The sequence below is a fragment of the Betaproteobacteria bacterium genome, assembly GCA_016194905.1.
In the GTDB taxonomy this organism is placed as follows: domain Bacteria; phylum Pseudomonadota; class Gammaproteobacteria; order Burkholderiales; family JACQAP01; genus JACQAP01.
This window is the reverse complement of sequence record JACQAP010000026.1, coordinates 177,705-199,380: the sequence shown is the minus strand read 5'-3', so window position 1 is coordinate 199,380 and position 21,676 is coordinate 177,705. Positions and strand designations below refer to the sequence as shown.

Below are 21,676 nucleotides of genomic sequence, written 5' to 3'. Positions count from 1 at the left end.
GGCCACGCATTCTGTCATCAGCGCAATGACGCAATCCGGCAGTGAAAATCCGATCGGTGTCTTCGACTCCGGCGTAGGCGGACTGACCATCCTGCGCGCCGTGCGGCAGGCGCTGCCCTGCGAAAATCTCGTCTACGTCGCCGATGCCGCCTACGTTCCTTATGGACAAAAATCCCCGGAGAAAATTCGCGATCGGGCCATGGCAATCGGCGGGTTTCTGGTCCAGCAGGGGGCCAAAGCCGTCGTCGTCGCCTGCAATACGGCAACTGCCGCGGCCATCGATGTATTGCGAGCGCAATGGCCGATCCCCTTCGTCGGCGTCGAGCCGGCGGTCAAGCCCGCCGTTGCCGCCACGCGCAGCGGCGTGGTAGGGGTGCTCGCGACGCCGGCCACATTGGCGAGTGAGCGCTACCGGAGCCTGATCGAGCGCTTTGCAGCCGGCATCCGGATCGTGGCGCAGCCTTGCGCCGGCCTGGCCGAGCACATCGAGCGCGGCGATCTCGATGGCGAACGCACCGAGCAATTGCTGCGCGGCTTTGTCGAGCCGTTGCTGGCCGAACGCGCCGACGTGATCGTGCTCGGCTGCACCCACTATCCGCTGGTCGCGCATATCGTCCAGCGCATCGCCGGCCCCGGCGTGGCGGTCATCGAAAACGGGACAGCCGTGGCAAAAGAAGTGGCAAGGCAATTGACGCTGCGCGGATCGGCGCGGGCGAGCGGGACGGGAAGCGAAATCTTCTGGTCGAGCGGGCCGACGCAGCGGATCAAGCCGCTGCTGATCGAACTATGGGCGCCGCATGCCCGCCTGCAGCGCCTGCCGGAGTTTCAGAGCAATGCCGGACGGGACTTCAACGCAACGTCCTGAAGAGCTTGATCAGCCGCAGCACGGCCATGGCGATCAATCCGCTGCGATAGCCTACGCGCAGCAACTTGCCGGGTCCGATCGCCACCAGCGCGGCCGCGACAATAGCGACGCCGACGGGTCGCGATTTGAGGTGGCGATAGCCGCGCCAGACGAGATCGGCGAAAGCCAGCGACTGCCGGACCGCGGCCGCCTGTACGGCAAGTTCGCCGCGCTGCTCGGTTGCCCGCGCCACCAGCAACCGGCGCTTGCGGTCGATTTCGCGCAGTCGGCTGCTCATTTTCCACCCAGGCGATCACGATCCTTGGCGAGTTCCTCGAGCGTAGCCTGGAACAGATGCGGCCTCCCCCGCGCCACCGCCCTCACCCGCAACCACGAGATCAGCGCGAGCACCGCGAATCCCGCCGCAAGGAGTACGGCAACCAGAATCCGGTTGGTATCCCAGAACGTGACCAGGATGGCCACCGCCATCAGGACCACCGTTGTAAACGCCAGGAACAGCGAGACGATGGTCCACAACAGCATCGAGGTCAGGCGCGCGACCTGTTCCTCGACTTCGGTACCGAGCAGTTCGATGCGGGTCTGCGCGATGCCGGCGAGCGTACCGAGCAACTGCCTCAGCGAATCGAACATGCTGAGCGGATGGCCTTGCGGCGGTTTGGAGCCGTCGTGATCGTCCACGCGTTCCGGCTTACTTCTTTGCTATCAGAATGCCGATGACGACACCCACTGCGGCGGCGACACCCACCGCAGTCCAGGGATTGTCGTGCACGTAGTCGTCTGCCGCTTTGGCGGCTTCGCGAGTCTGCGCTGCGGCGGCATAACCGGCCTGCGCAATGCGGGCCTTCGCGGCATCGATGGATTCTTCCGCCCGCGCCCGGGCCGCAGCGACTTTTTCGCCGGCCTGCCCGGCAGTGGCTCTGAGCAACTCCTCCGCGTCCGTCACCACCAGTCGCAGGTCTTCCATCAGCTTATCCGCCGAAACTGCCTTGCTTTTCATCACGGTCTCCTGGATTGATTCAATGCGTTTTTGTCCAATATGCTTCTATCGAAATATGGCGGCGTCCTGATGCGGCCGTCGAAACACCGCACGGGTCAGCCGCGTTGTTTCAACGCAGCCGCTTCAACGCATCGCCGAGCCGCGTCAGCGCCTTCCCACGGTGACTCATGAGATTCTTTCGGGCAGGCGCAAGTTCCGCTCCAGTCTGGCCAAATTCCGGATCCAGGAACAAAGGATCGTAGCCGAAACCGCCGGAACCGCGCGGTGCCCGCAGAATCTCGCCCCGCCACAGCCCTTCCGCTATCAGCGGCTGCGGGTCCTGCACGTGACGCATCACCACGATTACGCAGTAGTAGTACGCCTGGCGATCCTGCCGCTCACCCAGCACTTCGAGCAGTTTTGCGTTGTTGCGCTCGTCGGATCGGGGATTCCCGGCATACCGCGCGGAGTGCACGCCCGGCGCACCGCCCAGCGCATCGACACAGATGCCGGAATCGTCCGCCAGCGCCGGCAATCCGGTGATGCCGGCCGCATGTCGCGCCTTCGCCAGCGCATTCTCTATGAAGGACCCATGCAGTTCGTCCGCCTCCGGCACACCGAATGCGGACTGCGGCAACGCCTCGATACCCAGCGACGCGAGAATCTGGCTGATCTCGCGCAGCTTACCCGGGTTGTTGGACGCAATGACCAGCTTTTCGAACACCGAGGTTTCCCGCTCGCGATCAGATGCCGTTCCCGAGGGCGGCCTTCTGTGCGGCAACCAGTTGTCCGATGCCCCGTTCGGCGAGATCGAGCATCGCGTCCATCTCACGCCTGGAAAACGGTTCGCCTTCCGCCGTGCCCTGCACCTCCACCAGCTTCCCGCCGCCGGTCATGACCACGTTCATGTCGGTATCGCTGTTCGAATCCTCGGGGTAATCCAGATCCAGCACCGGCGTGCCCTGGAAAATGCCGACGGAAATCGCGGCGACGAAATCGCGGATCGGCCAATTCCCGATGGTCTGCTTGTTCTTCAGAAAGGTAACGGCGTCATGCAATGCGACGAAAGCGCCCGTGATGCTCGCGGTGCGCGTGCCGCCATCGGCCTGGATGACATCGCAGTCGATCTGGATGGTGCGCTCGCCGAGCGCTTCCAGGCTGGTCACCGCGCGCAGGCTGCGGCCGATCAGGCGCTGGATTTCCTGCGTGCGTCCGGACTGCTTGCCGCGCGCCGCTTCACGGTCCGAGCGCGTATTGGTGGACCGCGGCAGCATGCCGTACTCGGCGGTGAGCCAGCCCTGGCCCCTGCCTTTCAGGAACGGCGGCACCTTGTCCTCGATGCTCGCGGTACAGATGACCTTGGTGTCGCCACACTCGATCAGCACCGAGCCTTCCGCATGGCGTGTATAGGCACGAGTGATATTGAGCTTTCTCAATTGATCGGGGGCACGTCCGCTCGGTCGCATGGCTGTTCTTTCATTTCAGAATGACGCCGGAATGGGCAGAACTCGGGGCGCACGACAAAGGCTCAAGCGGTCGCGCGAATCGGAAAAACGCCCTGATTTGTGTGTTATCTTTTCGGCTCGCCAATTTTGGTGAACTCCTTCGCCCTTGTAAAGCTTCCGGGCCGCCAATGATTTACAGCATGACGGGTTATGCCGTTGCCGGCGCCGAACTCCCGTTTGGCGCACTCAATCTCGAACTGCGTTCGGTGAATCATCGCTATCTCGATATCCAGTTCCGCATCCCGGATGAACTGCGCCCGCTCGAGTCGGGGCTGCGCGAGAAGGCAACCGCCCGGATCGGCCGCGGCAAGGTTGAAGTGCGGATCGCCGTAGCCAAGTCGGCGGCTTCCCAGTCGAACCTGCAGATCGACGACGCTCTGCTGGGCCAGCTCGCACAACTGAACGCGCACGTGAAAACCATGCTGCCCGAGGGTCAGTCGCTGTCGGTTGCCGACGTACTGCGCTGGCCGGGCATGCTCGGCAACGACAGCCTGGTGCCTGATGAGTTGCAGGAAGCCTGCGGTCGACTGCTCGATCGCGCCCTCGACGATCTGACGGCCACGCGGGGTCGCGAAGGCGAAAAGCTCAAGAATCTGTTGCTCGAGCGCATCGCGTCCATGGAAGCGCTGGTGGACAGGCTGGCGCCGCGCATGCCGCAATTGGTGAACAATTACAGGGAAAGGCTGACGGCGCGGCTGAAGGACGCGATGGTCAGCCTGGACGACGAACGTCTGAAACAGGAACTGGTGTTGTTCGCCTCCAAGATCGACGTCGACGAGGAATTGTCGCGGCTGACCGCCCATTTCGGCGAAATCCGCCGCATCCTCGACAAAGGCGGCGCCGCCGGCAAGCGCCTCGATTTCCTGATGCAGGAACTGAATCGCGAAGCCAATACCCTGGGGTCGAAGTCGGTCGACATGGAGTTCACCCAGACCTCGATGGATCTCAAGGTGCTGATCGAGCAGATGCGGGAACAGATTCAGAACATCGAATGACAGGCAACGTATTCATCATTTGCGCGCCGTCCGGGGCCGGCAAGACTTCGCTGGTCGCCGAACTGCTCAGGCGCGACCGCAGTACGCTGCTCTCGGTGTCACATACCACGCGCACGCCGCGCCCTGGTGAACAGGATGGCCGCGACTATCACTTCGTGTCGAGGCCGACGTTCGAGGCAATGATCGAACGCGGCGAATTCCTGGAAAGCGCCGACGTGCACGGCAACCTCTATGGCACGTCGCAGGGCTGGATCGACCGCCAGCGCGCCCATGATGTCGATATCGTGCTGGAAATCGACTGGCAGGGCGCACAACAGGTGCGCAAGCTGATTGCGGACGCCATCGGCATCTTCGTCCTGCCGCCTTCGCTGGCGTCATTGCGGCGGCGGTTAAACGACCGTGGACAGGACAGCAACGCGGTGATCGAGCGCCGGCTGCAGGCCGCCCAGGGGGAGATCGCGCATCTGGCCGAATTCGACTATGTTATTATCAACAATAATTTCGATGATGCCGTCGAAGACTTGGTGAGCATCGTGCGGGCGGCCCGATTGCGGATCGCCTCACAAGTATCCCGCCACAGCGATTTGATCAACAGCCTGAAATGAGCTGCATATGGCGCGCATAACCGTAGAAGACTGCCTGAAACATATTCCGAATCGTTTCGAGCTCACACTCGCTGCGACGTACCGCGCACGACAGCTTGCCACCGGCGCGTCTCCGTTGGTGGATACCAACAAGGACAAACCCACCGTTATCGCTCTACGCGAAATCGCGTCCCAGAAAGTCGGGACCGATATCCTCAAGACCAAGGTCTGACGGCCACGCCGTCACGACGACCGCAGGAGGCTCAGCCGATCGACCTTTCCAACCGGTGAACGCGGCATTTCCACCGGTCCCGGCTGAAGCCCCCATGTCCGAAGCCGAGCTTCTGTTCAAGAACGCAGCCGGCTACCTCAAGCCGGAGGATATCGTACAGCTTCAAAGCGCGTATGAGTTCAGCGAAACCGCGCACGAAGGTCAGTTCCGCAAGTCCGGCGATCCCTATATTTCCCATCCGATCGCCGTCGCCCAGATCCTCGCGCAATGGCATCTCGACGCACAGGCGCTGACCGCAGCCCTGCTCCATGACGTGATGGAGGACACCGCAGTGACCAAGAACGAGATCAGCGAGAAATTCGGCAAGCACGTGGCCGACCTCGTCGATGGCGTCTCCAAGTTGGACCGCATCGAGTTCCAGACGCAGGAAGAAGCCCAGGCGGAGAACTTCCGCAAGATGCTGCTGGCGATGGCGCGCGACGTGCGCGTGATTCTGATCAAGCTGGCCGACCGCCTGCACAACATGCGCACGCTGACGGTCATGCATCCGAAGAAGCGGGCACGCATCGCACGCGAGACACTCGAGATCTACGCGCCCATCGCCCACCGGCTGGGATTGAACGAGCTCTACCAGGAATTGCAGGAGCTTGCGTTCCGCCATCTTTATCCGAACCGTTTCAACGTGCTGTCCAAGGCGCTGCTGCGGGCGCGCGGCAACCGGCGCGAGGTGGTGGACAAGATTCTCGACGCACTCAAGCAGAAGCTGGCCGACAACCACCTGGAAGCCACCGTCAGCGGGCGGGAGAAGAACCTCTACAGCATCTACAACAAGATGCACGAAAAGACCCTGTCGTTTGCCGAGGTGTTCGACATCTACGGGTTTCGCGTCATCGTCAAGGACACGGCGGCCTGCTATCTGGCGCTAGGTGCCCTGCATCAGCTGTACAAACCCATCGCCGGCAAATTCAAGGATTACATCGCCATCCCGAAGGCCAACGGCTACCAGTCGCTGCACACCACGCTGTTCGGGCCGTTCGGCACGCCGATCGAGGTACAGATACGCACGCTGGTGATGCACAAGATCGCCGAGGCCGGCGTGGCGTCGCATTGGCTGTACAAGGAGAACGACGCCCAGATCAATGAGTTGCACATGAAAACGCACCAGTGGCTGCAAAGCCTGCTGGAAATGCAGTCCGAATCGGGCGACTCGATCGAGTTCCTGGAGCACCTGAAAGTCGATCTGTTTCCGGACGAAGTCTATGTGTTCACGCCCAAGGGCAAGATCCTGTCGCTGCCGCACGGCTCGACCTGCGTCGATTTCGCCTACGCGGTGCACACCGACATCGGCAACCGTTGCGTGGCAGCCAAGATCAATCACGAACTGGTGCCTCTGCGCTCGGAGCTGAAGAATGGCGATCGCGTGGAGATCATCACTGCCGCGCACGCCAAGCCCAACCCCGCCTGGCTCAGTTACGTGGTCAGCGGCAAGGCGCGCTCGCACATCCGACATTTCCTCAAGACCATGCAGTACGAGGAATCCTCGCAGCTCGGTGAGCGGTTGCTGAACCAGGCGCTGGCCGCGCTGAAGACCGACCCGGACAAGGTCGGAGATGCGCAATGGGAAAAGCTGCTCAAGGAGAACAGCGCGAAGTCGCGCCAGGAGGTGCTCGCCGACATCGGGCTCGGCAAGCAGCTGGCGATCGTAATCGCGCGAGAATTGCTGTCGATCGCCGAACCGAAGGGGAGCAAGGGAGAAAAGCTTCCCGGCAGTCTGGTCATCCGCGGTTCCGAAGGCATGGCCCTGCAATTTGCCAAATGCTGCCATCCGATTCCGGGCGATCCGATCATCGGTTTCCTGAAGAAAGGCCACGGCCTGGTCGTGCATACGCACGACTGTCCGGTGGCGCGCAAGACGCGCGGCGACCCGGAAAAATGGCTGAACGTGGAATGGGCGCCGGATACCAAGAAGCTGTTCTCGGTCAACATCAAGATGGTGGTGTCCAATCATCGCGGCGTGCTGGCAAAAGTCGCGGCGATGATCAGCGAGACCGATTCGAATATCGACAACGTCAGCCTGGAACAGGGCGATTCCAGCGCCTACACCATCATCCATTTCACATTGCAGGTGCATGACCGCCAGCATCTCGCGCGCGTCATGCGCAGCCTGCGGCGGGTGCCCGAGGTCATCCGCATCTGGCGGCTGAAAGGTTGACGAGCGAGCCTGGCTCCTGCAGAATTCACGTGCAATTCCAAAGGGGAGTAGCTTCACAGCGGTGGCCGTCAAGACGGGCAACAATCCCCGGCGCCGTTGGCAGCGCAAGCTGTCGCGAGACCTTTACCAGCCGGTAAAGGTTTTTTTTCGCCCCGACTTTCCCGCCAGGCTTTCCCACCCCCGGGGGGGCGGTGGACGAAATAAATGGACATTTTTTCGGTGGAGTTTCTCTCCGCGCTGCTCGCGATCGTCGTCATCGACCTCGTTCTCGCGGGCGACAATGCCATCGTGATTGCGCTTGCCGCGCGTTCCCTTCCCGCCGCGTTGCGGGAGAAGGCGATCATCTGGGGAACAGCCGGCGCAATCGTCGTACGCGCAGCCATGGCGCTGGTCGTGGTCTGGCTGCTGATGGCGCCCGGTTTGCGCTTCCTCGGCGGCCTGGCACTGGTCTGGATCGCGACCAAACTGCTGGCGCCCAAGCGCGGCGAAGACGGAGCTCACGACAAACCCGCCGACAATTTCTGGAGCGCGATGAAGACCATCGTTGTCGCCGAGACGCCATGATGGGTCTGGACAACGTGCTGGCGGTCGCCGGCGCCGCGAAGGGCAGCTTTCTGCTGGTCGTGCTGGGTATGCTGATCAGCATACCGATCGTGGTATGGGGCAGCACCTTGATACTGAGGTGGGTCGATCGCTTTCCCGTCATGGTTTACATCGGTGCCGGCGTGCTCGCCTAGACGGCGGCACAGATGATGCTGCACGAACCGATGCTGATGCCGCATTTGCAGGATCGCGATCCGCTTAAAGTCGCCGTGACCCTGCTCGTGATCATCGGTGTCTTGGCTGCTGGCTTTTTGGTGGACAGGCACCGCAAGCAGGCCGCGCCCGAATCTTCGCGCGAGACCTTATAATGTTTTCGTAACATTGGGAACGGAGATCCAAATGTCGCGATTTCTCGCCGTGTGCGTTTTGATGTTGCTGGCCGCCGTTGCGGGTCCGGTTGCGGCGGAAGAACTGTCCCGGGTTCCGGCCGCGCGCGGCGAATCGCTCGAACTGCCGGGGTTGACGGCCGGTTGTCATATCTGTGAATGGCGCCCGAAATTCAACCAGATGCCGGCGGCTAACGAATGCGGTACCGACGAGTCCGGCGCCGCCAAGGTGGGCTTGTTCGAATGTGGTTTTTCCGCGGACTGTCAGCGCGAGTGTCACTTCCTGCGCTGCGGAACCCTGTAGGCTAGGGCAGGTTTCCCTGCCCTGGCGTTTTCTCTCCCGAGTGCCAGTTTTTGTTTGTTTTCAGGCGGCCGGTCGCTCGGTGGCGACGGTTTTTCCCTGAACACGCCGGTTTCATCACGCGCTCGCCCGCCAGCACCCGCTAACTGATTGACCGCTGACGGGAAATCGCCGTTGGCATAAGCGTTGCAATGGTCATACGCGAAGATTGAATTCTCGAGGTGCGCCATGATGTTCGACCCGTTCTCAGACCTGACCGATCGCCCGGCAAGAGGCGTCCTGCAACTCCTGCAGGAAGGAATACAGACCCTGTTTCAGCTCCTGTTGTTCTCGCTGTTGCTGCTCGGTTTGGGCGGTCTCATCTACAAAGCCTTGCGCAGCGGCGGATGGGTCGAATCCATACTCGGAACCTTCTGGGCCCAGCACCCCGTCGTGGCAATCGTGGCGCTGTTGGCGGCCATGGCGGTGGCTGCGGGAGCAAAGCGTTATTTCGACAATGTGGCGATGTTCGGAAAGCGCGGCGACATGCTGGTCTACGGCTGTCTGGCGCTCGGATTGTTTTTTGCGTTCAAGCTGGCTGTGACCGGAACCCTTTAGCAGTACCACCCCTCCGCTCGCGGGCCCTCCCCCGCGAGCGGAGAAGGGTGGCACCCCTGTTCGCCGGCACGGTCGTTCGGCGACAACCTCTTTTTTCCGAATTTGCCGATGTTTCGGGTTCGACACTGCAGAGCCTGTCGCTGTCGAACGACTTCCCTCTTCTGAAGCCTATCGCTAAACGGCTGATTTTCGTTCGATCTGCCGATGGCACACGAATTGCGGCTGCGGGCACGGGTAGCGCAGTCACCGAGGGACAACGCCATGCGAACACAGCACATCCTGTTGTTGAGCATCGCCCTTTCGATTCCGGCAATGGCCGCGGAGCCGAAGTCGCCCAGCAACGCAATCGGCAAATCTGGCGATCAAGCCACTTCGAGGGCGGATGCGGCTAAGAGCACCGCAACAAACGATGAAGTGACGCCGATTCGCCCGGCAAGGAAAAACCGCGTTCGCTACACGTTCCCGCCGTCGGCGAAGCGGATGTGACGAAATAAAAGGCCGCGTTTCCGCGGCCTTTTTGTGCCCCTTCGACGCCGTTACGGCCGCTCCATCTTGCAGGTGGTCGGCAATGCGGTGTCTTTTGCCTCGATGCGGCCCTCGGTCTTGAATCCCATCCCGGTGCGTTCGACGTCGTACTTCACGCCCTTGCTGCCCGCCTTCACGAAGCTGGAGATGAACAGCGGCTGGACCAGCTGGTGGTTGTCGGCGCGCATCTCGACTTCGCCGGTGATGCCCTGGTGCTTCATGCCTTCAAGCGCCTTGGCCACTTTCGCGGGATCAGTCGACTTGGCCTGATTCATCGCTTTGGCCAGCATCTCGACGCCGTTCTTCAGCGAAAGGAAGAAGAAGTCGTCTTTCACATCCGGGAAACGCTTGCGGTAGGCCTCGGTCAGCGCATCCGAGTCCTTGCCGCCATAGTTGGTGTGCCACATGCTGACCTGGCGGATATCCTCGCCGGCCTGGCCGATGGCCGTCGGGCCGCCGACGATGCCGGAATAATACGTAAACAAATCCGCCTTCAGGCCAGACTCCTTGGCGGCCTTGACCAGCAGCGACAGGTCGACCCCCCAGTTTCCGGTGATGACGCTGTCCGCGCCGGAGGCCTTGATCTTCGAAACATAGGGCGCGAAGTCCTTCACCTTGCCGATTGGGTGCAGGTCGTCGCCGACGATTTCGACGTCAGGGCGCTTCTGCGCCAGCATCGCCTTGGCGGCCCTGGAAACGCCCTGGCCGAAAGCATAGTCCTGGTTGATCAGGTAGACCTTCTTGATCTGCTTCTGCCCGGAGACGTAGTTGGTCAGGGCCTGCATCTTCATGTCCGTGTCCGCATCGAAACGGAAATGCCAGAAACTGCACTTGTCGTTGGTCAGGCTCGGATCGACCGCGCCGTAGTTCAGGAACAGGATCGACTGGTCGGGGTTGCGAGCATTGTGTTTGCTCACGGCGTCTGACAGGGCGATTGCCACATTGGAGCCGTTGCCCATGAAGAAGTAGCGCAGTCCCTGGTCGGTCATCTGCTTCAGCGAAATCAGCGCTTCCTGGGGGCTGCTTTTGGTGTCGAACGTCACCAGATCGAACTTGGCGCCGCCAAGCACGCCGCCAGCGGCGTTGACACCTTCGATCGCCAGCAATGCTTCACGGGCGCCGTGCTCGCCGACGTTCGCGAACGGCCCGGACAACGGGTCCATGAAGCCGATTTTGATCGTGTCTGCAGCAAAGGCACCAACGCCCAACTGCAACATCGCCAGCAGCCCGAACAGGCCGCGACAAACTTTACCGAATTGCATGGTTGCTCCTCAGTGGAATGGTGTTTTGTACGTTATCGCTTCGGGCGCCATCCTGCCTCGGCCGTGTTCTCGTTGCCGGCCTGCAGCGCACGGCTTCCATCTTATCGCAGTGCCTCAACGCCGGCCTGTCGCTTTCGTTTACGCAGCGAGCGGCGCCTCACCGCTTTCTGACTGGATTGGACAGCCTCCCGAGTCCGTCGATACGACATTCAGCCAGATCGCCGTCGCGGATCACGACCGCGCCGGGGGTACCGGTGCTGATGATGTCGCCGGGATACATGGTCGCGACGTGCGAGTGGAATGAGACCAGGTAGTAGGGCGGGAAGGCCATGTTCGCGACGATGTTCTCGCGATGCAGCTTGCCGTTGTTGTACGTGCCCACCTTCACCTTAAGCACGTCCGGCACTTCGTCAGGCGTGATCAGTTCCGGGCCAAACGAGAAAAAAGTGTCGAAATTCTTGGAGCGCGTGAGAAATCGCGGATTCTTCTGCAGGATGTCTTCCGCAGTCATGTCCAGGATCAGGCAGTAGCCGGCAATGTAGTCAGGCGCCTGCTGCTCGGATACGCTGCGGCAGAGTCGGCCGATGATCACGCCGATTTCGGCCTCGGCGGTCACCCGCTCGGATTGCGGCGGCAGCTCGATGGCCTCTCCGGGACCGATGATGGTGTTGTCGCACTTCATGAACGAGGCCGGCTCGGTCGGATACGGCGCGTTCAGGTCGGCCGCATGGTCGCGATAGTTCAGGCCGATGCCGAGTATCTTGCGCGGGTGCCGGTACAAAGGGCCGTATTGCACGGCAGCCGGATCGAGCTTCGCCAGCGTCTGCTCGGCATCGCTCAGGATGCGCCAGTCGATGCCCTGCAGGATCAGTGCATGCAAATCGTCCGGCCAGGATTTGCGCAACTGGGTGTTGATCGCTGCGACCGGAACGATGCCCGACGAAGTGACCACTGCGGCCTGCTCCCGCCCGTCCCTTTTGATGGTGCATAAACGCACGATGCCTCCCGGTTTTTATTGTTGAATTATACGTGTCAGGGTCGGATGAATGGCTCACGCGTAACGCCGGCATGACTCACTCATTTCTCGGCCGTGAAACGCCCGCCGCCGAGCGTGCCCTCCTGTACCAGCGCGACCAGGCGGGCATAGGAGCGGTAAAACTCCTCGTCGCCGGCCGGCGTGCCAAGCCGCATGGTTTCTTCGCGCAGTTTGCGATACATCGCAAAACGCTCTTCGAGGACTCTTCCCCAGTCCGCGGTCAGGTCCTCGACGGTTACATTGCGAAAGCCGATCTCGCGCAGCATCTGCGGATAGCTGACGAAGCTCTGCACGGACTGCGCGGCGATGCCGCGCCACATCGACTCGGAGTCCGTTTTATCCAACCGCCGGTGCTCCGCCCAGTCGGTGAAAGCAAGGTGTCCGCCGCGCTTGAGCACGCGGTAGGCTTCCGACAGCGCAACGCGTTTGTCCGGTACGTGCAGCAGCGCTTCCTGGCTGATGACGGCATCCATGGTTTGCGCGGCCAGCGGCACGCGCATGACGTCACCGCGCACGATGCGCACGCGCTGCGCGAGACCGACCCGTCGCGTGAGATCCGCCGCGCCCGGCGCACGATGCGGATTGAGTTCGATGCAGGTGACGATGGCGCCGTACTTGTGGGCGAGATAGCGCGCCGGACCGGCCAGGCCCGCGCAGAAATCCGCGACCTGGCTGCCGCTGCCGATGAGCGCGCGTTCAGCCAGCGCATCCACGACCGACAGCCCGCCGTAGTGGTCCTGGTCATAGGCAAACAAATCCTCCGGCGTGAGTCCGTCGAGATGGCCGCGCCGGGCGCCGAGCTGCGCGAGAATCTGGTCTCGGGAAATCGGATGGCGGCTGTAAAACGCCAGGACATGATGGTTGTCGGACATGAGAGTTGGAATCGCAGCGATGGCGGTCGGTGGCGACGGCCAGTCTACACTGCCGGGCATGCAGGCCGCGCCAATCCGCCCGTCAAGGCTTTCAAGGAAGGGCAGCGCAAGAACTCGATTCAGCGACGTCATGGGTCCCACCGTCAAGAACCTGACCGATGAACAAATCGAGGCGCTGGCGCAATACCTGACCAGTTTTTGATGCGGCGACGTAAAAAGGAAGGGGACGGCAGATGCCGTCCCCTTCTTGTTTCTGGTGGGCCGTGCAAGATTCGAACTTGCGACCGTTGGACTAAGGGTCGATTTTTGGTGATTGCGTAATTTTTGAATCAATCATTTGTAACGCTTGCCATTGTGCTGGCCCGTGTCACACAAGAAACAAACGCTGCTATCTGATCGAACGGTGTCACGATCACGGCACAACAACGCGAATACAATTCTCGTGTTTTCTTGGGGCGCCAAACAGGATGAAACCGGGCACTGGTCCGAGGTGATCTCAGTGGGCGACGGAGAGCCTTCAGCACATCAACCCGCAATCACGATGCGATTGCGACCAGCCTGCTTGGCTTGGTAGAGGGCTTGGTCTGCCAGGGCGTTGACCGCGTCGGCGCGCGCTCCTCTGCGGTATTCCGCGATCCCGCAGCTAAAAGTGGTGGTGAACTCGCGGCCATCGTCAGCGTACTGTCGCACACGCGAGAAGGCCTCCCGCAGTTCGTCCAACGGATCCATTGCTTGCACCCCTCGAGTGTCCGGCAGGATCGCGGCGAATTCCTCGCCGCCCATGCGTCCGATGATATCGGTCTTGCGCAGGCGCTGCCTGAAGAGCTTGGCGAAGTTTTTTAACACCCGGTCCCCGGCAAGATGGCCGTAGGCGTCGTTGACCGCTTTGAAGTTGTCCATGTCGATCATGGCGAAAGAAAAGGTATGGTTCTTCCGCGCCGCCCTTGCGGTCTCCACGGCCAGGTGTTCCTTGGTGGCGGCGTGGTTGAACAAGCCCGTGAGGCCGTCGCGCTCGATGTAGCCGTGCAAGGTGCGGTAGCGCTGAATCCGCACCGATACCGCGGAAATCAGATGTTCCGGCGCGATGGGTTTGGTGAGGAAGTCGTCGCCCCCCAGTGCCATTGCCGCCAACTGCTTGCCGGGATCGCCTTCCGCGGACAGGAACACGATGGGTATCACATTATAATAATCCAGTTGGCGGATCACGCCGGCGAGTTCCGCCCCGGTGCAGCCCGGCATGTACATGTCCATGAGCACGAGTTCGGGCTTGAAGTCGGCCAAATGGGTGAGGATCTGCATCGGGTCGGTGGCCACGTCGGTAAGCATTCCCGCCGATCGCAAAGTGTAGGCGTAGTGCTGGGCCAGGGATTCGATGTCGTCCATGATCAGCACCCGATAGGGCTCAGGCGGCTGGTCCGTGGTCAGGCCGTCGAGCGCACTGACCAGGGCGTCGACCTCCAGCGGTTTCACGAAGTAGGCGGCAGCTCCCGTGCGAGCGGCGGCGAGCCGGGCGGGCAGGTCGCCGCGAACGGACATGAAGACAACGGGCGCCACGAGGCGCTTGGCCTTGGAGAGATCCACGACGGCTTCCACTCCGGCCAGTTCACCCTGGGGAAAGATGATGTCCATGACGACGGCGGCCAGCGCCGGGTCGGCCACGGCTTCGGAGAGCTGTTCGAGCGTTGCGAAAGTCCTGACCCGGTAGCCGAAGTGGCCGAGCTGCAACGCCAGGTTAGCGGCCAACTCAGCGTCGTCCTCTACAAGATAGATAAGCTTTCTTGCAACGCCGGGCTGGACGGTCTTCGGCTCTACCAGGGACGGCGTGCTCACGGCGGGCTGCCGCGCAGCGCGGTAAAGGGCTTCGAGCAAATCGGCACTGGATTCGCTTTGCGCCTCGCTCAGGTGTTGCCCCGCCGCGAGCGCGGCGTCGACGACAATCTCTAGTCGCCGCGCCGCTTCGGACAACTCGGGATAGCCGAAGGTGGCCCCCGACCCGGCCAGCCCGTGCGCGAGGTGGCGCAGCTTCCGCAACGCGCCCTCGTCTCGGCGGTTGCGAAACGTTTGCTCCAGCAGCGCCAGCTTGGCCGGGAGCTCGCGCGCGTAGCCCTCCCGCAGGAGGCGTAGCTGCTCAGCGATTTCTTCGCCGGAACTCATGTCGGTGGAATTTTATCCGCGGCGCGTGGCCCAGATGCCGCGCACCGTCGCCGCCAGGGTCATGGGGTCGAAGGGTTTGGGGATCACGTCCAGCGCGCCCATCTGTCGATAGCGGACCAATTCGTGGGCCTGCACCTTCGCGGTCATGAACACGATCGGGGTGTTCTCGAACGCCGGCAGGGCGCGCAGAGCGGCAAGCGTGGACGGGCCGTCCAAGCCGGGCATCATAACGTCCAGCAGGATGAGATCGGGGGCAAATGCCGGGGCGGCGGCGAGCGCCTCCTGCCCGGAGCCGCACACCAGAAGCTGGAAGCCGCCCACGGTCTCAAGGGCGATGCGGGCCACCGCCCGGATATCGGGCTCGTCCTCCACGTACAGAATCCGCTGCAAGGGTTCGTCATCTGCCATCGGTGTCTCCCGTCATTGGGCCTTGCCAGTAAGCGCCCGGATGGCTTCCAGAAGTTCCGGGTTCGACACATGGGATTTCACCAAGGCCGCGGCCACGCGGCCGGAATCTGCGGCGGACAGCTCGCTACCCGAGAACACCAACACTTGTGGCGGGGGTGCCTGCTGGTCGATGAGGGGCAACAGATCCCAGCCGGAACGATCCGGCAGCTCGACATCCAGGATGACGAGGTCATAGCGCCGGGTCGATAGCAGCTCCGCGGCTTCACGGAAACTGGCGGCGCCCTCGAACTCGGCCACCTCCGCGCACAGGGATGCCACCACGTGGCGGAGGTCGGGGTCGTCCTCCACGTGGAGCACGCGGCTCCTGCCGTCCGTGACGGCGTGGGTTCCGCGGCGCATGGCGTTGAGCAGTCGGTCCGGGTCGATCGGCTTGGGAATCCAGTCCACCACGCCCAGCCCATCGCCCTCGTCGGCCCGGGGGGTCGCCCGCAGGTTCGCCGACACGACCACGATGGGCAGTTCCCGAGTAGCGGGATCGGCGCGCAGCTCACGCAGCAAAGCCCTGCCGTCAAGGTCGGGCAGGCGAATATCCAGGGTCATAGCGACAAAGCTGTGTTCGGCGAGCAGCCGCCGGGCGGACGCTGCGTCGTAGGCGGGCACGGCATTGTAGCCGGCATTGCCGAGCATCATGCAAAGCAGGGTGGCAACGTCGCGGTCGTCCTCGCATACCAGCACTCTGGGTCGAAGGGCGGCGGCGGTGGGAAACACAGGGGCGGCGACGGGCTCCGGTTCGACCCACTCGGGCAGATCGAAATAGAAAGTGGTGCCCTGCCCCTCGCCGGTGACGAAGCCAATGCTGCCGCCCATGGCTTCCACGATCGCCTTGGTGATGGATAGTCCAAGGCCGGTACCTCCCTTCTTGCGGGAGTCGGAGGCGTCGGCCTGGGAGAATTTCTCGAACACCTTGTCGCGGAACGATTCCGGTATGCCCGGCCCGCGATCGCTGACGGCGAGGCGGATCATGTCGCCTTCGCGGCCGAGCCGCAGCTCCACGGTGGCGCCGTGGGGGGAGAACTTGGCGGCGTTGGCCATCAGGTTGGTCATGACCTGCATCATGCCATCGGCATCCACCCGAGCCTTGGCGCCGGGCAACTGCGCTGCGATCGCAAAAGACACGCCGAACTGCTCGGCATAGGCACGGTTGGCCGCGACTGCCTGCTCCACCAACGGTTGCAGCTCCCGCGGCAGCAGTTCGAACTGCATGCGGCCGGATTCGATTTTTTCGATGTCGAGGATGTCGTTGATGAGGCGAACCAGCCGTTCGCTGTTCTTGCGGGCGATGTCCACCAGCGTTCTTACCTCGGCGGAAAGCGCGCCGCTCGCGCCGCCTGCCAGCAGGCCCAGGGATCCCATGATGGAGGTCAAGGGGGTGCGCAGCTCGTGGCTCACAGTGGAGACGAATTCGTTCTTCATCCGCTCCACATTTTTGCGCTCGCTGATGTCTTCAAGAGTGCCGACGTAGCCGAGAAGCTGCCCGCCGCTCATCATGGGCGCGGCCTTGCAACTCACCCACGTGGCCGATCCGTCGGCGCGCAGAAAGCGGCATTCGGCGTCGAAGATGCGGTCGTGCCCCAAGGCGTCCCGCCACCGGGCTAGCACGCGATCACGATCATCGGGATGGATGCCCGCGCTCCAGGCCGATCCCAGCACGGCTTGAGCGGAATACCCGGTAATTTTTTCGTACGCCGGGTTCAGGTGCAGGCAGCGCTGTTGCGCATCCGTGACGAACGTGCCCAAGGGCGAGGCTTCGTCCATGGCGGCAGCGCGCGAGACGCTCGCCATCAGGTCTTCCTCGACCCGTTTGCGCTCTGCGACTTCGGCGGCCAATCTCCTGGCATGCTGGCGCTGCTTGCCGAATATCACGCCCACGCATGCCAAGGCCAGTGCCGCGACGAGAGTCATCCAGCCGAACGCCTCCCGCAAGCCCGATCGCGCCACTCCCACGGTGGGGTTAAAGGAACGGGTAAATTCCAGCACGCCTCGCACGTCGCCTACCTTCCAGTCGGTCTTTGGGCTCGTCGCAAGGGTGTTATGACAGGAAATGCATGGGGCGCGCATCAGGTCAGCCACCGCGTAGCGAAGTACTGGCTGCCCCTGCAATAGCTCCATGCGATAAAACGGCTGCTTGGGATTGCTTTTGAGAGCGTTAAGGGCGTCGCGTTCGAAGGCGTCATGGGGGCCGCCATCCTTGCGCCAAGGGAAGGGGTATTCGCTATAGAGCCGTATGCTCAGGCCTGAACCGCGCGCGCTCATGCGCCGGCCCAGCTCCATGGTCAGGCTGGCCGGCAGCGGGATCGTTTTGTCCTTTCCCTCGTAGTCGTGGGTCACAGCGATGCCGTGCCCACGCACTTTCTCCACCACCTCCGCGGTATAGACCGTGCGCAGCTCCTCCAGGGTTTCGGCCTGCAGGCGCGTCCCTTGCACCGCCATTGCGGCGACCAACTGATTCTGCAGTTGATTCAAATGCCAAAACGCCACCGCCGTCGTCGCGACGACGAGCAAGGCCAGCACCAACACGGTGTGGTCGAACAACAGCCGGCGAACGATGTTCTGCCAAGCGGCCGAATCGGGGCGGCGATCGTTCAAATCGAACCCTTTATTTTTTTAGAGCCGGCGAAGCGCCTAGGTGGACAACAGGTTTCTTGAACTATAGAAGGTCTATCGCCGATTTCCAGGCGAAGTCTTCTTCAGGAGGCCAAGAGGACTAACACTTCGCGGTGCAATGCCGTCCGAATAATGTAACACGGGGGCTTAAGAATACATACTTAGCTGCCGTCCATAGAAATCTAAACTAATGAATTTGGTTACGCTCCCGCTTCTTTGCTCCGCATGCGAACCCATTTCGAGAACCGTTGTACCCCCTTTTCGAACGCGATCTCGGTCATGATGTTCAGGCCTATTTCAACAGCCTGTCAGATGCTCTGCTCGCACGGAAGATCGGGCCCAGGCCCACAGTATTTACGCATGAAGCCACTTCGATTGTCCCTGCTTCCGTGTATTGCGGCGCCAGCTAGGCAAGCATCCGTGTAGGGTGTTTGTGTTTAGAGACAAACTTATCGCGGCTGCTAGTACTCGAGCATGGCGTGAGGCTCTCAAGAAGGCCGGCATCGAAGATTTTCGCCGGCACGACTTGAGGCACACCTGGGCATCCTGGCTCGCGCAATCCGGTGTACCGATGGGCGTTATTCAGGAAATGGGGGCTTGGGAAAGTCCCGAAATGGTGAAGCGGTATGCACACCGCTCCCCTGCGGTGTTGGCCGATCACGCCAAGGTGATAGACACAAAAATGGCACAGCCCGACGTATGTGGCGGCGAGACTGTGCCAAAACCTTGAAACTTGGTGGGCCGTGCAAGATTCGAACTTGCGACCGTTGGATTAAGAGTCCACTGCTCTACCAGCTGAGCTAACAGCCCGTTTTTCGAAGGGGCGAATTCTAGCAAAAAATCGTACGGTAAGGCCGGGAATCCTCGTATCGCCACTCTCTCGTCCGGCATCAGGTGCCGGGCCGGCCCAGGTTAAGTCTCACAACGGCGACAGCCGGCGCCCTGTCCGGGAACGGTTCCTGCATAGTAGTCTGATAGCATCTATGCACCGGCCTGCGGGAGAATTTGCAGGTCGTTTGCCGTCACCTGGCGGCAGTCGCATACAATTTGCGTCACACGCGCCGCCCGAGCGGCCCGCTAGACGTAAGGAGCAGGATTTGAAAACCGATTTCAAGGCGGCATCGGTATTGGAGCGTCTGGGCCAATCCTTATCCGACGCGGATCTCGACTACCAGGCTGGCGAGGGCATCCATGAATTCATCGTGCGTCTCGGCGGCATGCGCCATGTCGTCGATTTCTCCGACGACCTCATGGAGAAAAAAAACGAGAAAGACTTGAGCGTCGTCATCCTCGGTATCGTCGAGCGCGCCTCGACCCAGTCCCTGCCGGTCCACTTCATGGTGCGCAACGACAATTTCGAAAAAGTCATGCAGGCGCTGAAGCACTGAGGCGTTTCGTGACGATTCCACAAAACAACAAGGCCGGCGATCGCCGGCCTTGTTGTTCTGCAACGTAGAAGGTTCCGAGAAGTCATCTTCGAGGCAATGGTCATCGCCATCGTGTTGGCGGCGACATCAATCACCTGCTCGAAAGAGAAAAGGGGCTAGCCGACGGCTAACCCCTTGTCCGATTGGTAGGCGGTGCGAGACTTGAACTCGCGACCAACGGATTAAAAGTCCGCTGCTCTACCAACTGAGCTAACCGCCCAAAAAAAGAGGCGCATTCTACCGGCCCGTCCGTTGGCGCGTCAAACCACAACCATGTAACGCGGCGCTGTCGACCGATCTCGCTAGCCTGCTTTCAGCATGCGCCGATACTGTATTTTCATGGTCAGTGCGGCACCCGCGACCATGGAAAAGAACACCAGAATCGAGCCCAGCGCGAGCGTCGAGACACCGGTGATGCCCTGGCCGATGGTGCAGCCCATTGCGGTGACACCGCCGAATCCCATCAAAACACCGCCGATCACGTGATTGCGGGTATCGGCAGCCGAAGCAAAACTTTCCCAGTGGAAGCGCCGCTTGACGATGGCGTAAGCGAACGAGCCGGCCAGCGTCCCGAACACCACCGCCACCCCAAAAGTCAGGCGTGCGGACTTGTCGGTCCAGAATTGCAGCCACTCGAGCGTGTTGGCGGCGGGCCCGATAAAAGTGAACGACTCGGGACGCGCGGTCCGGGTGCCCAGGTAGGCCTCCTGCAGCGTTTCCGGATCTTCGGCGATGAAGCCGAGGTGGCCGGTCACGTACCAGCCGCCGACGATGGTGAGACCGATGACGACGCCGGCAAACAAGCGCTCGTGGTCGGCGCGGAAATCGCGATCCTTCAGGACGAATGCCAGCAAAGCCAGCGCAATGCCCGCGGCGATCCACGGCTGTACGCTGCGCTTGCCGATGCCGAGCGACGCGGCGACGAGCCACGACAGATCCTGTCCCTGATCGAACTGGACGGCGAGCGCGCCCAGCACTTCGGTGCGCACTGGCGAGAGCAGGCCGCGCAGCGTCATTTCCGCCGCCAGAGCGAGGAACAACAGGGCGACCAGCGATTTGAGATTGCCGCCACCGAGCCTGATGAGGCTGCGGCTACCGCAGCCGGACGCCAGGGTCATGCCGACTCCGAACAGCAGGCCGCCGACGATATAGGCGAGCCAGGGCCAGCGCGGGGCCGGATACGCGGATCGCGAAAGGTCGACCAGGCCCGCGAGGTCCAGTGCGTTGGCTCCGGCAATCGCCACCGCAATGGCCAGCAGCCACATGCGCATGCGAGTCCAGTCGCCCATGTTGACGACGTCGGACACCGCGCCCATGGTGCAGAAGTCGGTCTTGTTAGCGATGGCTCCAAACACCAGCGCCAATGCAAATCCCGAAACGACGACGAGGGCGGCGAGCTGTGCGGGAGTTTCCATCAGCACTCAGGCGTGTCGCAGGTAACGCGTCGGGTCGCTGATGCCGGCTGCGGCAAAGCCGGCGCGGCGGATGCGGCAGGCATCGCAGACACCGCAGGCGCTGCCTGTGTCGTCTGCCTGATAGCAGGACACCGTAAGACTGAAATCGACGCCTGCATCGATGCCGGCAAGAACAATCCGCGCCTTCGTCATGCGCACCAGCGGCGCATGGATCGCCAGCGCGTTGCCTTCCACGGCGGCACGGGTCGCGAGATTCGCCATCGCTTGGTAGGCCTGCAGGTATGCGGGCCGGCAATCGGGGTAGCCGGAATAATCGACCGCATTGGCGCCGATGAACAAGGCATGGGCGTCCAGCACTTCCGCCCAGGCCAGCGCCAGCGACAGAAAAATGGTGTTGCGCGCGGGAACATAGGTGATGGGAATGCCTTTCGCGGCGCCGTCGGTCGGCACGTCGAGCGAAAAATCGGTGAGCGCAGAACCGCCAAACGTCTGCAGGTTGAGCGCGATCACGCGGTGCTGCCGCGCACCGAGCGCATCGGCGACGCGCTTCGCTGCCGCCAGTTCGGCCTGATGGCGCTGTCCGTAGTTCACCGACAACGCATGACATTCGAAACCATCGCGGCGCGCGAGTGCCAGCACGGTCGCGGAGTCCAGCCCGCGCGACAGCAGCACAACGGCCTTTTTCATGTTCTGCTTCGCAGCCCTCTCGACTTGTGC

25 protein-coding genes, 2 tRNA genes and 1 pseudogene are annotated in these 21,676 nt (G+C 62.0%); 13 read left to right on the top strand and 15 right to left on the bottom strand.

Features of this window, described 5'->3' with window-relative positions:
• The first annotated feature begins 25 nt into the window (after window positions 1–25).
• Window positions 26–865 (top strand): glutamate racemase, encoded by an 840-nt coding sequence (locus tag HY067_18220; protein MBI3529888.1) that lies wholly within the window; start codon window positions 26–28, stop codon window positions 863–865.
• Here HY067_18220 and HY067_18215 read toward each other — a convergent pair.
• The 5 genes from HY067_18215 to rph form a co-directional block, all read right to left on the bottom strand.
• Entirely contained in the window at window positions 849–1,142 is a 294-nt protein-coding gene (locus HY067_18215; GenBank protein MBI3529887.1) for a hypothetical protein, read from the bottom strand. The genes HY067_18220 and HY067_18215 overlap by 17 nt on opposite strands.
• Window positions 1,139–1,543 (bottom strand): phage holin family protein, encoded by a 405-nt coding sequence (locus HY067_18210; protein ID MBI3529886.1) that lies wholly within the window; start codon window positions 1,541–1,543, stop codon window positions 1,139–1,141. Before HY067_18210 ends, HY067_18215 begins: the two co-directional genes overlap by 4 nt.
• 10 nt (window positions 1,544–1,553) lie before the next feature.
• Complete coding sequence (locus HY067_18205; protein MBI3529885.1) at window positions 1,554–1,862, bottom strand: DUF883 family protein; 309 nt, start codon at window positions 1,860–1,862, stop codon at window positions 1,554–1,556.
• 109 nt (window positions 1,863–1,971) lie between these two features.
• The gene (gene rdgB / locus HY067_18200; protein ID MBI3529884.1) at window positions 1,972–2,565 is read right to left on the bottom strand and encodes an RdgB/HAM1 family non-canonical purine NTP pyrophosphatase; all 594 of its coding nucleotides are present in this window, start codon (window positions 2,563–2,565) and stop codon (window positions 1,972–1,974) included.
• A 19-nt stretch (window positions 2,566–2,584) separates the two neighbouring features.
• The gene (gene rph / locus HY067_18195; protein MBI3529883.1) at window positions 2,585–3,307 is read right to left on the bottom strand and encodes a ribonuclease PH; all 723 of its coding nucleotides are present in this window, start codon (window positions 3,305–3,307) and stop codon (window positions 2,585–2,587) included.
• A 167-nt stretch (window positions 3,308–3,474) separates the two neighbouring features.
• Here rph and HY067_18190 point away from each other — a divergent pair, with 167 nt between their 5' ends.
• From HY067_18190 to HY067_18150, 9 genes and pseudogenes are all read left to right on the top strand, one after another.
• Window positions 3,475–4,341, top strand: coding sequence for a YicC family protein (locus tag HY067_18190; GenBank protein MBI3529882.1), 867 nt, complete (start codon window positions 3,475–3,477; stop codon window positions 4,339–4,341).
• A complete protein-coding gene (gene gmk / locus HY067_18185) occupies window positions 4,338–4,946 on the top strand; it encodes a guanylate kinase (protein ID MBI3529881.1) in 609 nt (202 codons plus the stop codon). The genes HY067_18190 and gmk overlap by 4 nt, the downstream gene beginning before the upstream one ends.
• A gap of 7 nt (window positions 4,947–4,953) precedes the next feature.
• On the top strand, window positions 4,954–5,157 hold the full coding sequence (locus tag HY067_18180) for a DNA-directed RNA polymerase subunit omega (protein MBI3529880.1): 204 nt from the start codon (window positions 4,954–4,956) through the stop codon (window positions 5,155–5,157).
• A gap of 94 nt (window positions 5,158–5,251) precedes the next feature.
• On the top strand, window positions 5,252–7,369 hold the full coding sequence (locus HY067_18175) for a bifunctional (p)ppGpp synthetase/guanosine-3',5'-bis(diphosphate) 3'-pyrophosphohydrolase (protein MBI3529879.1): 2,118 nt from the start codon (window positions 5,252–5,254) through the stop codon (window positions 7,367–7,369).
• A gap of 204 nt (window positions 7,370–7,573) precedes the next feature.
• A pseudogene (locus HY067_18170) lies at window positions 7,574–8,106 on the top strand (TerC family protein).
• A gap of 12 nt (window positions 8,107–8,118) precedes the next feature.
• A complete protein-coding gene (locus HY067_18165) occupies window positions 8,119–8,280 on the top strand; it encodes a hypothetical protein (protein MBI3529878.1) in 162 nt (53 codons plus the stop codon).
• A gap of 31 nt (window positions 8,281–8,311) precedes the next feature.
• Complete coding sequence (locus HY067_18160) at window positions 8,312–8,602, top strand: hypothetical protein (GenBank protein MBI3529877.1); 291 nt, start codon at window positions 8,312–8,314, stop codon at window positions 8,600–8,602.
• Window positions 8,603–8,827: 225 nt separating this feature from the next.
• A complete protein-coding gene (locus HY067_18155) occupies window positions 8,828–9,196 on the top strand; it encodes a hypothetical protein (protein ID MBI3529876.1) in 369 nt (122 codons plus the stop codon).
• 47 nt (window positions 9,197–9,243) lie between these two features.
• Complete coding sequence (locus HY067_18150) at window positions 9,244–9,588, top strand: hypothetical protein (protein ID MBI3529875.1); 345 nt, start codon at window positions 9,244–9,246, stop codon at window positions 9,586–9,588.
• Between the two features lie 144 nt (window positions 9,589–9,732).
• Here HY067_18150 and HY067_18145 read toward each other — a convergent pair whose 3' ends face one another.
• The 3 genes from HY067_18145 to HY067_18135 form a co-directional block, all read right to left on the bottom strand.
• A complete protein-coding gene (locus tag HY067_18145) occupies window positions 9,733–10,938 on the bottom strand; it encodes a branched-chain amino acid ABC transporter substrate-binding protein (GenBank protein ID MBI3529874.1) in 1,206 nt (401 codons plus the stop codon).
• Window positions 10,939–11,140: 202 nt separating this feature from the next.
• A complete protein-coding gene (locus HY067_18140; protein ID MBI3529873.1) occupies window positions 11,141–11,980 on the bottom strand; it encodes a fumarylacetoacetate hydrolase family protein in 840 nt (279 codons plus the stop codon).
• 80 nt (window positions 11,981–12,060) lie between these two features.
• Window positions 12,061–12,891, bottom strand: coding sequence for a methyltransferase domain-containing protein (locus HY067_18135; GenBank protein ID MBI3529872.1), 831 nt, complete (start codon window positions 12,889–12,891; stop codon window positions 12,061–12,063).
• Window positions 12,892–12,910: 19 nt separating this feature from the next.
• On the opposite strand from HY067_18135, the gene HY067_18130 reads away from it, so the two are divergent.
• A complete protein-coding gene (locus HY067_18130; GenBank protein MBI3529871.1) occupies window positions 12,911–13,093 on the top strand; it encodes a hypothetical protein in 183 nt (60 codons plus the stop codon).
• A gap of 323 nt (window positions 13,094–13,416) precedes the next feature.
• Here the strand turns inward: HY067_18130 and HY067_18125 are convergent, their stop codons facing one another.
• Genes HY067_18125 through HY067_18115 form a run of 3 tightly spaced genes read right to left on the bottom strand, consistent with a single transcriptional unit; the run spans window position 13,417 to window position 18,099 of the window.
• Window positions 13,417–15,045, bottom strand: a complete 1,629-nt coding sequence (locus HY067_18125; GenBank protein ID MBI3529870.1) for a diguanylate cyclase — start codon at window positions 15,043–15,045, stop codon at window positions 13,417–13,419.
• A gap of 12 nt (window positions 15,046–15,057) precedes the next feature.
• Window positions 15,058–15,453 carry a response regulator gene (locus HY067_18120; protein ID MBI3529869.1) on the bottom strand — a complete coding sequence of 132 codons (396 nt, stop codon included), beginning with the start codon at window positions 15,451–15,453 and terminating at the stop codon, window positions 15,058–15,060.
• 12 nt (window positions 15,454–15,465) lie between these two features.
• Window positions 15,466–18,099, bottom strand: coding sequence for a response regulator (locus tag HY067_18115; GenBank protein MBI3529868.1), 2,634 nt, complete (start codon window positions 18,097–18,099; stop codon window positions 15,466–15,468).
• A gap of 412 nt (window positions 18,100–18,511) precedes the next feature.
• Here HY067_18115 and HY067_18110 point away from each other — a divergent pair, with 412 nt between their 5' ends.
• Window positions 18,512–18,847, top strand: coding sequence for a tyrosine-type recombinase/integrase (locus tag HY067_18110; GenBank protein ID MBI3529867.1), 336 nt, complete (start codon window positions 18,512–18,514; stop codon window positions 18,845–18,847).
• Between the two features lie 4 nt (window positions 18,848–18,851).
• Here the strand turns inward: HY067_18110 and HY067_18105 are convergent.
• Window positions 18,852–18,927 (bottom strand) — tRNA-Lys (locus tag HY067_18105).
• Between the two features lie 287 nt (window positions 18,928–19,214).
• Here HY067_18105 and HY067_18100 point away from each other — a divergent pair.
• Window positions 19,215–19,505, top strand: coding sequence for a hypothetical protein (locus HY067_18100; protein MBI3529866.1), 291 nt, complete (start codon window positions 19,215–19,217; stop codon window positions 19,503–19,505).
• A 183-nt stretch (window positions 19,506–19,688) separates the two neighbouring features.
• Here HY067_18100 and HY067_18095 read toward each other — a convergent pair.
• From HY067_18095 to queC, 3 genes are all read right to left on the bottom strand, one after another.
• Window positions 19,689–19,764, bottom strand: a tRNA-Lys gene (locus tag HY067_18095).
• Between the two features lie 82 nt (window positions 19,765–19,846).
• Complete coding sequence (locus HY067_18090; protein ID MBI3529865.1) at window positions 19,847–20,959, bottom strand: YeeE/YedE family protein; 1,113 nt, start codon at window positions 20,957–20,959, stop codon at window positions 19,847–19,849.
• Between the two features lie 6 nt (window positions 20,960–20,965).
• Window positions 20,966–21,646, bottom strand: a complete 681-nt coding sequence (queC, locus tag HY067_18085) for a 7-cyano-7-deazaguanine synthase QueC (GenBank protein ID MBI3529864.1) — start codon at window positions 21,644–21,646, stop codon at window positions 20,966–20,968.
• Between the last annotated feature and the right edge of the window lie 30 nt (window positions 21,647–21,676).

What these genes read in the sequence shown, in the direction of transcription:
- HY067_18220 (MBI3529888.1), top strand. Translation starts at nt 26, where the DNA reads ATGACGCAATCCGGCAGTGAAAATCCGATCGGTGTCTTCGACTCCGGC.
- HY067_18215 (MBI3529887.1), bottom strand. Translation starts at nt 1,142, where the DNA reads ATGAGCAGCCGACTGCGCGAAATCGACCGCAAGCGCCGGTTGCTGGTG.
- HY067_18205 (MBI3529885.1), bottom strand. Translation starts at nt 1,862, where the DNA reads ATGAAAAGCAAGGCAGTTTCGGCGGATAAGCTGATGGAAGACCTGCGA.
- rph (MBI3529883.1), bottom strand. Translation starts at nt 3,307, where the DNA reads ATGCGACCGAGCGGACGTGCCCCCGATCAATTGAGAAAGCTCAATATC.
- HY067_18190 (MBI3529882.1), top strand. Translation starts at nt 3,475, where the DNA reads ATGATTTACAGCATGACGGGTTATGCCGTTGCCGGCGCCGAACTCCCG.
- gmk (MBI3529881.1), top strand. Translation starts at nt 4,338, where the DNA reads ATGACAGGCAACGTATTCATCATTTGCGCGCCGTCCGGGGCCGGCAAG.
- HY067_18180 (MBI3529880.1), top strand. Translation starts at nt 4,954, where the DNA reads ATGGCGCGCATAACCGTAGAAGACTGCCTGAAACATATTCCGAATCGT.
- HY067_18175 (MBI3529879.1), top strand. Translation starts at nt 5,252, where the DNA reads ATGTCCGAAGCCGAGCTTCTGTTCAAGAACGCAGCCGGCTACCTCAAG.
- HY067_18165 (MBI3529878.1), top strand. Translation starts at nt 8,119, where the DNA reads ATGATGCTGCACGAACCGATGCTGATGCCGCATTTGCAGGATCGCGAT.
- HY067_18160 (MBI3529877.1), top strand. Translation starts at nt 8,312, where the DNA reads ATGTCGCGATTTCTCGCCGTGTGCGTTTTGATGTTGCTGGCCGCCGTT.
- HY067_18155 (MBI3529876.1), top strand. Translation starts at nt 8,828, where the DNA reads ATGATGTTCGACCCGTTCTCAGACCTGACCGATCGCCCGGCAAGAGGC.
- HY067_18145 (MBI3529874.1), bottom strand. Translation starts at nt 10,938, where the DNA reads ATGTTGCAGTTGGGCGTTGGTGCCTTTGCTGCAGACACGATCAAAATC.
- HY067_18135 (MBI3529872.1), bottom strand. Translation starts at nt 12,891, where the DNA reads ATGTCCGACAACCATCATGTCCTGGCGTTTTACAGCCGCCATCCGATT.
- HY067_18130 (MBI3529871.1), top strand. Translation starts at nt 12,911, where the DNA reads ATGGCGGTCGGTGGCGACGGCCAGTCTACACTGCCGGGCATGCAGGCC.
- HY067_18125 (MBI3529870.1), bottom strand. Translation starts at nt 15,045, where the DNA reads ATGAGTTCCGGCGAAGAAATCGCTGAGCAGCTACGCCTCCTGCGGGAG.
- HY067_18120 (MBI3529869.1), bottom strand. Translation starts at nt 15,453, where the DNA reads ATGGCAGATGACGAACCCTTGCAGCGGATTCTGTACGTGGAGGACGAG.
- HY067_18090 (MBI3529865.1), bottom strand. Translation starts at nt 20,959, where the DNA reads ATGGAAACTCCCGCACAGCTCGCCGCCCTCGTCGTCGTTTCGGGATTT.
- queC (MBI3529864.1), bottom strand. Translation starts at nt 21,646, where the DNA reads ATGAAAAAGGCCGTTGTGCTGCTGTCGCGCGGGCTGGACTCCGCGACC.